At 43.8% G+C, this 12,601-nt stretch carries 12 protein-coding genes and 1 other annotated feature; of the genes, 9 read left to right on the top strand and 3 right to left on the bottom strand.

The window, feature by feature from the left end; genetic code table 11:
* Nucleotides 1-11: 11 nt before the first annotated feature.
* On the bottom strand, nt 12-587 hold the full coding sequence (locus tag IGJ44_RS14285; RefSeq protein WP_167827400.1) for a helix-turn-helix transcriptional regulator: 576 nt from the start codon (nt 585-587) through the stop codon (nt 12-14).
* Nucleotides 588-1,138: 551 nt separating this feature from the next.
* Between IGJ44_RS14285 and IGJ44_RS14280 the strand changes: the two genes are divergently transcribed.
* The 6 genes from IGJ44_RS14280 (at nt 1,139) to IGJ44_RS14255 (ending at nt 6,812) form a co-directional block, all read left to right on the top strand.
* Nucleotides 1,139-1,738, top strand: a complete 600-nt coding sequence (locus tag IGJ44_RS14280; RefSeq protein ID WP_167827401.1) for an MptD family putative ECF transporter S component — start codon at nt 1,139-1,141, stop codon at nt 1,736-1,738.
* On the top strand, nt 1,735-2,436 hold the full coding sequence (locus IGJ44_RS14275; RefSeq protein ID WP_167827402.1) for a CbiQ family ECF transporter T component: 702 nt from the start codon (nt 1,735-1,737) through the stop codon (nt 2,434-2,436). The genes IGJ44_RS14280 and IGJ44_RS14275 overlap by 4 nt, the downstream gene beginning before the upstream one ends.
* The gene (locus IGJ44_RS14270) at nt 2,433-3,869 is read left to right on the top strand and encodes an ABC transporter ATP-binding protein (RefSeq protein ID WP_167827403.1); all 1,437 of its coding nucleotides are present in this window, start codon (nt 2,433-2,435) and stop codon (nt 3,867-3,869) included. Before IGJ44_RS14275 ends, IGJ44_RS14270 begins: the two co-directional genes overlap by 4 nt.
* Nucleotides 3,870-4,010: 141 nt before the next feature.
* Nucleotides 4,011-4,718 (top strand): response regulator transcription factor, encoded by a 708-nt coding sequence (locus tag IGJ44_RS14265; protein WP_034878320.1) that lies wholly within the window; start codon nt 4,011-4,013, stop codon nt 4,716-4,718.
* The gene (locus tag IGJ44_RS14260; RefSeq protein ID WP_430605869.1) at nt 4,708-6,066 is read left to right on the top strand and encodes a sensor histidine kinase; all 1,359 of its coding nucleotides are present in this window, start codon (nt 4,708-4,710) and stop codon (nt 6,064-6,066) included. Before IGJ44_RS14265 ends, IGJ44_RS14260 begins: the two co-directional genes overlap by 11 nt.
* A 107-nt stretch (nt 6,067-6,173) precedes the next feature.
* On the top strand, nt 6,174-6,812 hold the full coding sequence (locus IGJ44_RS14255) for a PepSY domain-containing protein (protein ID WP_010750007.1): 639 nt from the start codon (nt 6,174-6,176) through the stop codon (nt 6,810-6,812).
* A gap of 68 nt (nt 6,813-6,880) precedes the next feature.
* On the opposite strand, the gene IGJ44_RS14250 is transcribed toward IGJ44_RS14255, so the two are convergent.
* A complete protein-coding gene (locus IGJ44_RS14250; RefSeq protein WP_430605868.1) occupies nt 6,881-7,051 on the bottom strand; it encodes a hypothetical protein in 171 nt (56 codons plus the stop codon).
* Between the two features lie 90 nt (nt 7,052-7,141).
* Nucleotides 7,142-7,576 carry an acyl-CoA thioesterase gene (locus tag IGJ44_RS14245; protein WP_008379539.1) on the bottom strand — a complete coding sequence of 145 codons (435 nt, stop codon included), beginning with the start codon at nt 7,574-7,576 and terminating at the stop codon, nt 7,142-7,144.
* A 189-nt stretch (nt 7,577-7,765) separates the two neighbouring features.
* Nucleotides 7,766-7,973, top strand: a binding site (T-box leader).
* 363 nt (nt 7,974-8,336) lie between these two features.
* Between IGJ44_RS14245 and hisS the strand changes: the two genes are divergently transcribed.
* From hisS to IGJ44_RS14230, 3 genes are all read left to right on the top strand, one after another.
* Entirely contained in the window at nt 8,337-9,635 is a 1,299-nt protein-coding gene (gene hisS, locus IGJ44_RS14240; protein ID WP_034872142.1) for a histidine--tRNA ligase, read from the top strand.
* Nucleotides 9,636-9,646: 11 nt separating this feature from the next.
* On the top strand, nt 9,647-11,422 hold the full coding sequence (gene aspS / locus IGJ44_RS14235) for an aspartate--tRNA ligase (RefSeq protein WP_016612881.1): 1,776 nt from the start codon (nt 9,647-9,649) through the stop codon (nt 11,420-11,422).
* Between the two features lie 156 nt (nt 11,423-11,578).
* Entirely contained in the window at nt 11,579-12,454 is an 876-nt protein-coding gene (locus IGJ44_RS14230) for a YitT family protein (RefSeq protein ID WP_005233887.1), read from the top strand.
* The last annotated feature ends 147 nt before the right edge of the window (nt 12,455-12,601 follow it).

The raw sequence follows: 12,601 nt of genomic DNA, 5'->3' as shown, positions 1-12,601 counted from the left end.
TGTATTTTTTGTCAGCGCATCAGTAAATGCGGCAGTGTACTAAGCCATGCGATGATGCCGACAATCAAGGCAAAGATCAAGACGATGACTGTTTTTGAGAGGAAATCTTTTTTGATGTCCCGCTTTTTCCTAATGGCATCGAGGTCTTGATTTTCCATGAAGGCAACGATCTCTTTATACGTTTTGATATTTTGGGTTTTCTTGATTTTTTCGATCTTTAATGCGGCATACATGGAGACGAGCCAAAAACATAGAGGCGGGACAATCCACCAGTATCCGGGTAAATAAAGAGCAGGCCCAACAGAGAGTGCGGTCAATAGTATAAAAAGCAGCATCATTTTTGTGTAACGATCCATTTCTGTTTTCTCAATCGTTTCTTTCATTTGTTCAACATCCCCTTTGACTAATTCATCTAAAGAAACATCAAATAGAACACTGAGCAATAATAAATTGTGAACATCAGGATAGCTTTTTTCATTCTCCCAATTGGAGATCGTTTGTCGGGAGACATAGAGTTTTTCTGCCAGCCCTTCCTGAGAGAGACTTAATCGTTCCCGATGTTTTTTTATTTGTTTGCTTAAGTTCATTTTATCCGCTCCTTCTACCATTAGTTTAGGCCAATGTCTGCATTCTAACGATCAAATGTCTTTGACAATGCCTTGAAATCAAGTGTCAAAATGTTTTTACAGTTGGGTTTGGGGTGTTTACATAGCAGTACAGCGTTGATTTTCTTCCGTTAACAAGCGACGGTCAACTTGGTTATTGTTTTTTTTTAGACATACCTGCTGGTTTCTAAAAAAAGAAAAAAGATGGCGAGTCTTTGCTGATTTTAAGTGTTTGTCCTTGTCTATTATTCATTAATTTCGCAAAGATGGGAAGAGGAGAAAACAACTAAGCGTTTGAAAGCATCATTTTTCCATTAGTGGATCTTTAAAGGTCCCTGTGTGTTGAAATGGAGCCATTCAGAAGTCACGTCTGTTTGTTGGTTCTGTTCTAAAAGAAAATCGACTGTTGATAAGCATATCTCCCCATAAAAACGTCTGCTTTGTGCTATACTGAGGCTTTGTAAAAATAAGTTTGTACAAGCAAGCAGCAACGGTTTTTTCATTGATTGCTTGCAAGAAGGAGCGAATACGCAGTGAAAAAACTAAAGGTTCAAGATTTAATTGCAGTAGGGATCTATACAGCGATCTATTTTCTTTTAATGAGCGTCTGTCTATTGATTTTGCGTTTTGTGATCCCAGGTTTTCATAATTTATTTATTCCAGCAGTCACCGCTTTGTTTTCTGGCATTATCTATCTGATTTTATTGAATAAAGTACCGAAATTTGGCGCAATCACCATTATGGGTACCGTGGTAGGGCTCTTTTTTTTGATTTCAGGACATTTTCCATTGGCCTTTTTGCCCAATATGATTTGTGCCTTAGCAGCTGATTTGATCCAATACAAAACAAAGCTCAAAGGAAACGTTCGCGTACTGGCGAGTTATATCGTCTTTAGTTTTGGCTTGATGGGTCCGATCTTACCCCTGTGGTTTATGAAAAATGCCTACATCGATTCATTAGTGGCTCGTGGAAAAGATGAAACCTACATTGCCGGCGTGTTTGCTCATACCTCCAATTTGATGTTAGGGCTTTGTGGATTGGCTGTTTTGATTGGTGCGGTGGCTGGTTTAGGTATCGGCAGTCGCTTGATGGAAAAACATTTTCAACCAACGATCCAATCGCATAAAGGGTGAGGAATGTGTCGAAAACAAGGTTTGATCCCCGCAGCAAATTAGCGGTGATTCTCTTTGCTAGTTTTACTATGATGGTGACCATCAGCTGGATCGATGAGTTTGCCTTTGTCACTTTCTTACTGCTGCTATTTATAGTCAGCGGCTTTTGGAAAAAAGGCTTGCTGCTCTATGGCGTGTTTGTCTTGCTGACACTGGCAGATAGTTTTTTGTTTCGCCAAGGAAACCACGCATTGATCGTGTTGCTGGATTTCTTTTCCGTCGGTTATCGCCGCTTATTGCCAACGATCATGGCGGCGGCTTTTGCCATTAGCGGGACGAAAAACAGTGAGTGGATGGCTGCACTGCAAAAAATGCACGTGCCCAACGTATTATTAGTCCCGCTGGCAGTCTTATTTCGTTTTTTCCCCACACTGGTACAAGATTTCAAAAGTATTCGCCAAGCGATGCGCTTTCGCGGCATCTCGCTGTCGGCAGGATCGATCTTGCTTCATCCGCTGCAAAGTGCGGAGTATTTTTTGATCCCATTACTGATGTCGGCTGAAAAGACCGCAACCGAACTGTCCGCTACGGCACTGGTACGCGGGTTAGCATCAGAAACTCCCCATACCACCGTCCACGAACTGAAGCTGCGCTGGTGGGATGGCTTGGTCTTTTTAGCATTAGGAGGCTTTATCGTGAAAAGGATGTGGCTTGGATGATCAGATTAGAACAAGTGTCAGTGAAGCGAGAAAATCGAACCGTATTATCTGAGCTCTCTTTGACGGTCGCAGCTGGGGAAGTCATCGTTTTGTGCGGCGCTAGTGGCAGCGGCAAATCGACCCTGCTCAATGTTTTGAATGGCTTGATCCCTGAGCTGTATCCTGCCGAAGTGCAAGGGAAGATCCGTGTCGGAGAAACAGACTTGCCAGTTGCCGATTTCTCCCATTATGCCCAGACGATCGGTGTTGTCTTTCAAAACCCCAAGACGCAATTTTTCACCACGGATGTCTATTCGGAGTTGGCTTTTTCAATGGAAAATGCGGGCGTCGCACCAGAAAACATTCGACAGCGAATCACCGAAGTAGCGCAGCAGTTTTCCTTGACCCCGTTGCTTGATGCTAGTGTCTTTGACCTTTCTGGTGGGGAGAAACAGCTGATTGCTCTCGCTGCAGCCACGATGTTGCCCCATGATGTGTTTCTATTGGATGAGCCTTCCAGCAATTTGGATCAAGAAGCGATCCAAAAGTTGACTCAAGGATTGGCTTCTTTAAAACAACAAGGGAAAACCATTGTGATCGCCGAACACCGCTTGGCGTATTTGGCGCCACTGGCAGACCGCTTTTGCTTATTAGAAGCAGGGCGGTTGCGGGCGTCCTATCCAGCAGATCAGCTGTTGTCACTGCCGGAGGAGGCAATTCACGAGTTAGGATTGCGAAAAGTAGGTGAGGTGACATTGGCAGCCCAGCACTGCCGAGAATCTTTGCCAGAAAAATCTGGATTAACGGCAACGCATCTGCAGATCAAGCAATCAAAACGCTCGGCAAACAGCAGAAATTGGGCGCTCAACTTGGCTGAACTACAACTGCCGATGAAGCAAGCTGTGGGGATCGTTGGACCAAATGGTGCTGGCAAAAGTACGTTGGTGCAAGTCCTGTCAGGATTGAAAAAATGCCCAGAAGCAGTATTTGCCATCAATGGACAAAAGCGAACCCAAAAGCAGCTGCTGCAGGAAAGTTTTCTTGTGATGCAGGATGTCAACTTGCAGCTGTTTTTTGAAACGGTGGAAAAAGAGTTGCTGATCAAAGCCCAAAACCCAGCTCGCTTTGAAGAAATTGTCTCATTGTTGCACTTAACACCACTCCTTGCCCGTCATCCACAAAGCTTGTCGGGTGGGGAAAAACAACGAGTTGCGATTGGCAGTGCCTTGCTTTCTGGCAAACGTTTGTTGTTTTTCGATGAACCAACGAGTGGATTAGATTTGCAGCAAATGGAGGAAGTCGCAAAACTATTGCGAACAGTTGCCAAAGAAGTTGATTTATTAGCGGTGATCAGTCATGATCGAGAGTTTTTGGCTGAAACATGTCCTTACGTGCTTCAACTCCAACAAGGGGAACTCGTTGGCACGTATCAGTTAGCAAAAAATATGGAATAAATGAAAGATGGAGTGGACCTTGGTTCATGCCGTCTTTTTTTGGTCGAACATGAAAAAATCTTCATGTTTTTTTCTTTCAATCAGTTAGGAAGTTTTGAAAAAATCCGTTATGATAGAAGCAAAACCAGAGGAGGAGCGCATATGACTTTGAAGATCTTGCTAGTAGAAGACGAAGAAAGTTTAGCCAGTTTTATCCAGTCCGAATTGACTTTTGAGGGATATGGCACGGTCTGGGCCAAAGATGGGCAAGAGGCATTGACCTTGTTCAATCAGCAAGCAAATGCTTTTGATCTGATTTTATTGGATTGGATGCTGCCAATCTATGATGGCATCACAGTGGCGCGGCGGATACGCAAAGAAAGCGACATCCCGATTTTGATGATGACCGCCAGAAATCAAACCGCCGATGTGGTGACGGGGCTTGATGTCGGATTAGATGATTATTTAACGAAACCTTTTGAAATCGAAGAACTGTTTGCCAGAATTCGGGTGATCGAGCGACGGTTGCAACGAGAAGCCAAACAACAAAAGAACCAGCAAAACCAATTAGTGGCGGGGGAGCTGATGATGGACATCGCCAAGCACTTGGTTCAGGTTGCCGGTGAAACCATTGAGTTGACACCCAAAGAGTTTGGGATTTTATATGAATTGATGAAAGAACCCGAGGTCGTCAAAACGAGAGATGACCTATTGAATGAGATTTGGGGCTATGAATACGACGGCCAAACGAATGTTGTAGATGTCTATATCCGCACACTGCGGAACAAGCTGGATGTTTGCGGCAAAGGTAAAATGATCGCAACCGTTCGTGGATTAGGCTATGTCTTGAGGACCGATCATGAAGAATAAATCAGCCAACCAACGTAGAAAAACAGCCCAATTTCAATTGACGAGCCGCTTTTCCTTGATTCTCTTTGGTCTGCTGATTCTCTTCAATCTGCTGTTTATTTTATTATCCGTAGGTTATTTGTTTGAACATATCGAAAATCGTGCCAGCAACATCCTTGAAGCCATCGAAAAAGGCGAGGCATCAGGGGATGCCTGGGACTTTCTCGTCAATGCCTATGTCTCGGCAGATGAAGAAGACGCCCTGCAAGTGATCTTAGCCGATGGCAGTGTCGTTTCATCAGAAGATGCGGAAGAGATTTTTGCCGATATCAATCAAGGGCGAGTGATTCCTTTTCTCGAAGACATCGTTTTTACAGAGGAGGGCATCTATTACACGAAAACCCAAGAAGTCGACGGGGATCAGGTGACGATCGCTATCAATGGGGAGGATAGTGTGGAATTAGCCTATGGCCTCTTTATGATCAGCAGTTTCTTGAATCTGATCGCTGTTGTCGTGGGCAGTCTGCTGATTTATTGGAGTGTCGGGAAATGGAGTCAGAAGCTTACGGGTATGGCGCAAGAAATTGCTGCGATTGAACAAAGCCGAACAGGAGAACTGACGGTTTCTGAAGAGCCCATCGAGATTCGTTCGGTGGCATTGACCTTTAATAAATTATTGAAAGAACAGCGAGAGACGATCGAGCGGGAAAAACGGTTCGTTGCCGATGCTTCCCATGAGCTGCGAACACCTTTAGCTGCGATTCGCGGACATGTCCAATTGATCCAGCGGCGTGGAACCAAACATCCCGAAGTCATTCCTTCCTCAATGGCGTTTATCGACAAAGAGTCGAAGCGTTTGGAAACATTGAGCAATCAATTGCTGGACCTAGAAAAAAATCAATCCCAAGATGAAATGACCTTTGTTGATGTTTCCCAGATCGTCCGAGAAGAGTGTGAAAAACAAGCGACGATCGTTCCGCAATCGATTGAATATTTTGTGGAGAACCAATGTATGAAACGTGGGCATAAACGTGACTTCCAGCAAATCATCCAAAACCTGTTAGAAAATGCCGCGAAGTATTCACCTGCCGATCAGCCGATTCATGTGACCTTGACGCAAGAGCAGAGACAGATGTCTTTGACCGTCGCCGATTTTGGCATTGGGATTCCCGATGATAAGAAAGCCTTGATTTTCGAACGGTTCTATCGAGTAGAAGATTCTCGTTCCAGCCAGATTGCTGGTTCAGGCATCGGGCTTTCACTGGTAAAACAGCTGGCAGACAAGTATCATGCCAAAATTACCGTGACAGACAATCAACCGCAAGGCAGTATCTTTAAACTTGCCTTTCCAAATGAAAGAGAAAGATGAAGATTTTTTTAGATTTTCTTCAAGCATTTTTGATTCTTTTTCATGAGGAACTTGTTATTCTAAATATATAGAAAAAAGGAATACACAAACAATTGGAGGAATGAAACATGAAAAAAACAACTATTTTATTCGGAATTGCCGCATTAGGATTATTGGCAGGATGTACACAAAACAACACGGGAAATTCAGAACCTGCGCAAAACAGCAGCTCAAGCACAGCAGTTGCCTCATCAAGTGAAACAACGTCGTCACAAGCAACAGACAGCTCTTCAAGCAGTGCAGCGATCGCCAATGGCGGCTTACCTACAGTGACCGTAGAAGAAGCGATCCAAATATTCCAAGATAAATACCCAGATGCAGCGATCACTTCGATTGATTTGGATACTTCTTTTGGCAATTACTTCTACCAAGTAGAAGGCGTGGATGACACGAATGAGTTTGAATTAAAGATTGATGCAGAAACCAAAGAAACTTCTGAAGAAAGAACGGAAAAATTGGATGCCGATGAACAAAACGGTGTCAAAAAAGATGCCGATCAATTGGACCTAACCAACTTGCTTTCATTGGAAGAAATTTCTGATATCGCCGTGAAAGAAGCTGGCGGTGGTCAAGCAACAGATTGGTCATTAGACAAAGAAATGAATGTAACCTATTGGGAAGTCAAAGTAGAAGATGGCAACAAACAAACAGATGTGAAAATCAATGCCCAAACAGGTGAAGTACTAGAAACCGAATTGGATGACTAATCCTGTTTCGCAGTAAAAAAGATAAGCCGCTATCGTCTATGCGCAAAAGACGATAACGGCTTATTTCTTTACGTATGCTGTTTGACTTCAGTTAACGGTTTGACGCGACCACCAATTTTATCTGCAAATGCTTCGAACTGCTTCCGATCTTCAAAGACCCATAACTTGTCTGGAATTTTTTCACGAGTGCGACGACCATCTTTGCCAATGTAACCATGCAAAACTTTAATCACGTACATCGCCATCATCCTTCCCTGAAATTACTTTTGATTATACGAAAGCCGTTTCAAAAAGCAAGGATTTTGACTTAAATGAGTGATCAGAATTGATTATTCCCCTGACAGGGCAGCATAATCAGCAAATCGTTGATGGATTTCAGGAAAACTACGCTTCAGCTGCACGATGCGATTGGTCTCTTTTGCTAAAAAACAATGCTTTGAAGTCCCCGTCGTTGCCAACTGACCGTCGCTAGTTTTGTAGATCTCATAGCGAAAATCCAAACGCGTGCCAGTATATTTGTCGACCAAAACATCGATTCGCACCTCATCTTCGTAGCGAATCATCGTTTTGTATTGCGCACTGACTTCCAGCACGGGAACGATCAAGCCAGCTTCTTCGATGGTATGATACGGTAAATCCAAAAACGCGAGTAATTCCACGCGGGCTTCTTCAAACCAGCGGATATAATTGGCGTGATGGATGATCGCCATTTGATCGGTCTCATAGTAGTGTGGTTGACGGATATAGCCTGAATATAAAGACATAAAAACAGCTCCTTTCATAGAAACAAAACCTTCGTTATTCAGCATAACGCAAAAAGGAAGAAAAGCAAACAGAAGGAGAGCTTCTTTGCGTTGGCCACTAGAGAAAATGCTACTAGAGAGCAGCGGAATGAAAAAGACAGTGAAACACCTTGACTTTTTCATAGCTTTCTTGTAGTTTATAGATAATATCAAAAATCAGTGAAGGATCGAGTACTTTATTCTACTCCTTAAAAGAGAAAACTGCCCCGGCTGAAAGCAGTTTAGGACGTGTAAAGGAAAGACAATCTGGAGATGAACAGAAGAAAAGCTGTTCCGTGACCGAGCGTTAATCGAGCGAAGGAGAAGAACATTTCTCGAATTTAGGTGGTACCGCGTGTAATCAAAACTCGCCCTTGTATAAAAAAACAAGGGCGAGTTTTTTGCTGTGAATCACTGCGACTGGTCCGCAAAGCGGAACAGAGCAGATGATGAACAGTACTAGGCGAGTGCAGGGAGCGTAGTAACCGAACTAGGAATCACTATGACTGGCGTAAGAAGTGAGACATGAAAGCTGTACTTGGCATTTTTTGCTTCGTTCAATTGCAGTCGAAGCCAACGAAATGATGACCAGCAACCAACGGCAAAGAGCGCAATAACCCAAAAGTCAAACACGAGAACAACCCACCCACATCAATGAGCAACAAGCAATAGGTGAATAAGCAAACAAGCAATGAAAGCAAAGAACATGGGCAACCATGAAACAAATAGGAGGATGCATACGATGAGTTACCAACGTCCAAAAGGAACCAACGATATTTTGCCAGGAGAATCCGAAAAATGGCAATTTGTGGAAGAAACAGCACGTTTAGTGTTTCGCGATTACCAATTCAACGAGATTCGGACACCGATTTTTGAGCACTTTGAAGTGATTGCCCGCAGTGTCGGTGACACAACGGATATCGTTTCAAAAGAAATGTATGATTTTTACGATAAAGGAGAGCGGCATGTGACGTTGCGTCCAGAAGGCACCGCACCGATCGCTCGTTCTTATGTCGAAAACAAACTATTCGGACCAGAACATACGAAGCCTTATAAAGTGTTTTACATGGGACCAATGTTCCGTTATGAACGTCCGCAAAAAGGCCGTTTGCGTCAATTCCACCAAATCGGTGTCGAAGTTTTCGGTTCAGCAAATCCAGCGACCGATGTTGAGACAATGGCGATGGCAATGGATTTTTATCGTCAATTAGGACTGAGTCAATTGCGCTTGGTCATCAATTCATTAGGTGACAAAGAGACACGCCAAAACTATCGTCAAGCGTTGATCGATTATCTAGCGCCCCATGAAGCGGAGCTTAGTGAGGATTCAAAACGCCGCTTGCATGAGAATCCTTTGCGGGTTCTTGACAGCAAAGACAAGCGAGACCAAAAATTTGTGGCAGATGCGCCATCGATCTTAGACTACTTAACGCCAGATGCCAAGGCACATTTTGAAACCGTAACGAGTATGCTGGATGCGTTGGAGATCCCTTATGAGGTCGATTCGAATATGGTGCGTGGTCTGGATTATTATACCCACACGATTTTTGAGATCATGAGTGATGCACCAAAAATGGGGGCGCAAGCCACCATCTGTGCCGGCGGTCGTTACAATCATTTAGTGGAAGAGCTAGGTGGACCAGAAACACCTGGTTTCGGTTTTGCTTTGGGGATCGAACGTTTATTGATCACTATGGAAGCCGAAGAAGTTGTGATTCCTGCTTTGAATGAGTTAGATGCGTATGTGGTTGGTCTGGGACAAGAAACCAATTTAGAAGCGCTGAAAGTCGTGCAAGCGATTCGTAATTTCGGCTTTTCTGCCGATCGTGATTTCATGGATCGTAAAGCCAAAGCCCAGTTCAAATCTGCTGATAAACAAGGGGCACGGTTGGTTCTGACTCTAGGCGAAACAGAATTAGCAGAACAAGTGATCAATATCAAATCCATGGCAAGCCGTGAAGAAAAACAATTTCCGTTAGCGGATCTTTATGCCCGCTTCGATGAGATCTACGATGAAATGACAACCAAAATGTTTGAGTGAGGAGAAAAAGAATGACAAAACGTACAGTATATTGCGGGTTAGTAAATGAGACCCATTTAAACCAGACAGTGACACTAAAAGGCTGGGTGCAAAAGCGCCGTGACTTAGGTGGCGTGATTTTTATTGACTTACGCGACCGGGAAGGGATCGTGCAAATCGTCTTCAATCCTGAGGTTTCGAAAGAAGCCTGGGAAATCGCGGACAAATGCCGCAGCGAATATGTATTAGAAGTAACGGGTCAAGTCATCAATCGTGCACCAGAAGCCATCAATCCGAAAATGGTGACAGGTGCCTATGAAGTGATGATCAGCGAAATCACGATTTTAAACACTGCAAAAACACCAGCCTTTTTGATTGAAGATGATCAAACCGTTGGCGACGAGATTCGCATGAAATACCGTTATTTAGACTTGCGTCGTCCAAAAATGACGAACAACATCGTGATGCGGGCGAAAACGACGCAAGCGATCCGCAATTTCTTAGACACGAACGAGTTCTTGGATATCGAAACACCTTATCTAGGAAAATCAACACCAGAGGGCGCGCGGGATTATTTGGTTCCTTCACGGATCTATCCAGGTCATTTCTATGCGTTGCCGCAATCACCACAAATTTTTAAACAGTTATTGATGGGCGCCGGCTTCGATCGCTACTATCAAATCGTACGTTGCTTCCGTGACGAAGATTTGCGGGGCGACCGTCAACCAGAATTTACCCAAGTCGATATCGAAACCTCTTTCTTGACGGCAGAAGAAATCCAAACCTATACGGAAGAGCTATTGGCAAAAGTGATGCGAGAAGTCAAAGGCATCGAAGTTACCTTGCCATTCCCACGGATGACCTATGATGAGGCAATGGGACGCTACGGCAGTGACAAACCAGATACACGGTTTGACATGGAGCTTATCGACTTATCAGAAGTTGTGAAAGACGTTGATTTTAAAGTCTTCCAAATGGCTCTTGAAAAAGGCGGCGTTGTGAAAGTCTTGAACGCCAAAGGGGCTGCAGACAAATACTCAAGAAAAGACATGGACAATCTAGGCCATTACGCTGGCCAATTTGGTGCCAAAGGATTGGCATGGGTCAAAGTTGAAGAAGATGGATTGAAAGGACCGATCGCTAAATTCTTGACGGAAGCAACCGACGCGATTATTGCAGCAGCCAATGCGGAAGTTGGCGATATTCTGATGTTTGGTGCCGATTCCTTTGAGATCGTTTCAGCAACGTTAGGTGCGATTCGTAATAAATTAGGAAAAGAATTAGGCTTGATCGACGAGAGCAAATTCAACTTCCTATGGGTTACTGACTGGCCGCAATTTGAATACGATGAAGAAGCAGGTCGCTATGTTTCTGCTCACCATCCGTTCACATTGCCAAAAGAAAGCGATCTGCCGTTGTTAACGACAGACCCTTCAAAGGTCTATGCGCAAGCCTACGATATCGTGCTAAACGGTTACGAGCTAGGTGGCGGATCATTGCGTATCCATACACGGGAAGTGCAAGAGCAAATGTTTGAAGCGCTAGGCTTCTCACGTCGCGAGATGCAAAATCAATTTGGCTTCTTATTGGATGCTTTGGATTATGGTTTCCCACCACATGGCGGCATCGCCCTTGGGTTAGACCGGTTAGTGATGCTCTTGGCTGGTGAAGAAAACATTCGCGAAGTCATTGCCTTCCCTAAAAATGGGAAAGCGGCTGATCCAATGTCACAAGCACCAAGTACCGTTTCACCAATGCAACTGTTTGACTTGAGCATTGATGTAACAACGGTTGAAGAAAACGAATAAGCGTTAAACCTATGATGAAATGAGTGATGAAATAGAAATTGGTGAATGAATGAAAAAAGTTCATGAGAATTCACCCATTTCTTTCATTGCTCGTTTCTTTTTTTATGTGCTGAAGTATAATAAAGGCAAATCAAAAAAGTGAGGCTATAAAATGCAATGACTCCTCTGTTTAAATGGCTCCCTCATCCGGAATATGCCAACAAACTTTCATTCTCAATCGTGTACGCACTGCTGGCATCGATTGCGGTCAATTTTTTCTATCAGCCGGGCAATATTTATTCCAGCGGCATTACCGGTGTCGCTCAGATCATTACTACGATCTCAAGAGAATGGATCGGGTTTTATATCCCCTTATCCCTTGCGCTATTATTGTTGAATGTGCCATTATTTTTTCTTGGCTGGTTTAAGATCGGCCACAAATTTACGATCTTTACTGGAATCACTGTTTTATTGACATCCTTATTCGTGCAAATTTTGCCAGAAGAAACCGTCACGACGGACCCGATGATCTGTGCGATTTTTGGTGGTGCCATCAATGGAGTGGGGATCGGCTATGCCTTGAAGAATGGTCTTTCTTCCGGTGGGCTGGATTTTGTCAGCATTGCCATCCGCAAACGGACAGGGAAGACGATCGGCTCGATATCGATTTTCTTTAACATTGTTATTTTGTTCGCCGCCGGAATCTTGTTTGGCTGGCAATATGCGTTGTATAGTGCGATCGCGATTTTTGTCAGTGGAAAAGTGACGGATGCGGTCTTTACGAAGCAAAAGAAAATGCAGGTGACGATCATCACTCGCAACCCAGAAGAAGTCATTCAAACGATCCAAAAACATATGCGGCGAGGCATTACCATCATCAATGAAGCCGAAGGGGCCTACAAGCATGACAAACAAACGGTTTTGCTGACGGTAGTCACACGCTTTGAACTGCCGATGCTGCGCAGTGCTATGAAAGAAGCCGATCCAAAAGCCTTTGTTAGTATTGCGGAAAATGTCCAGATTTTGGGGCGGTTTTATGAAGAAGAACTGTAAAAAAGGAGTTGAAAAAAGTATTTCTTTATAGAAGTACTTTTTTTTCGTCAAAAATTAATTTTTTTGAAATATAGCAGATGTTGCTAGCTTTATATGGGGGATTTCTGGTAAATTATGAGAGTATGGAATCAATAGCGTTCATGCTGA

It is taken from the genome of Enterococcus sp. DIV1368d (genome assembly GCF_050542975.1).
GTDB classification, from domain to species: domain Bacteria; phylum Bacillota; class Bacilli; order Lactobacillales; family Enterococcaceae; genus Enterococcus_D; species Enterococcus_D casseliflavus.
The sequence above is the reverse complement of the archived record's forward strand: the minus strand, read 5'-3'. Positions and strand labels throughout refer to the sequence as shown.

Excerpts from the sequence above, each read along its gene's own strand:
- IGJ44_RS14230 (WP_005233887.1), top strand. The coding sequence starts at position 11,579 with ATGACTCCTCTGTTTAAATGGCTCCCTCATCCGGAATATGCCAACAAA.
- IGJ44_RS14265 (WP_034878320.1), top strand. The coding sequence starts at position 4,011 with ATGACTTTGAAGATCTTGCTAGTAGAAGACGAAGAAAGTTTAGCCAGT.
- hisS (WP_034872142.1), top strand. The coding sequence starts at position 8,337 with ATGAGTTACCAACGTCCAAAAGGAACCAACGATATTTTGCCAGGAGAA.
- IGJ44_RS14260 (WP_430605869.1), top strand. The coding sequence starts at position 4,708 with ATGAAGAATAAATCAGCCAACCAACGTAGAAAAACAGCCCAATTTCAA.
- IGJ44_RS14270 (WP_167827403.1), top strand. The coding sequence starts at position 2,433 with ATGATCAGATTAGAACAAGTGTCAGTGAAGCGAGAAAATCGAACCGTA.
- IGJ44_RS14250 (WP_430605868.1), bottom strand. The coding sequence starts at position 7,051 with ATGTACGTGATTAAAGTTTTGCATGGTTACATTGGCAAAGATGGTCGT.
- IGJ44_RS14245 (WP_008379539.1), bottom strand. The coding sequence starts at position 7,576 with ATGTCTTTATATTCAGGCTATATCCGTCAACCACACTACTATGAGACC.
- IGJ44_RS14285 (WP_167827400.1), bottom strand. The coding sequence starts at position 587 with ATGAACTTAAGCAAACAAATAAAAAAACATCGGGAACGATTAAGTCTC.
- aspS (WP_016612881.1), top strand. The coding sequence starts at position 9,647 with ATGACAAAACGTACAGTATATTGCGGGTTAGTAAATGAGACCCATTTA.
- IGJ44_RS14255 (WP_010750007.1), top strand. The coding sequence starts at position 6,174 with ATGAAAAAAACAACTATTTTATTCGGAATTGCCGCATTAGGATTATTG.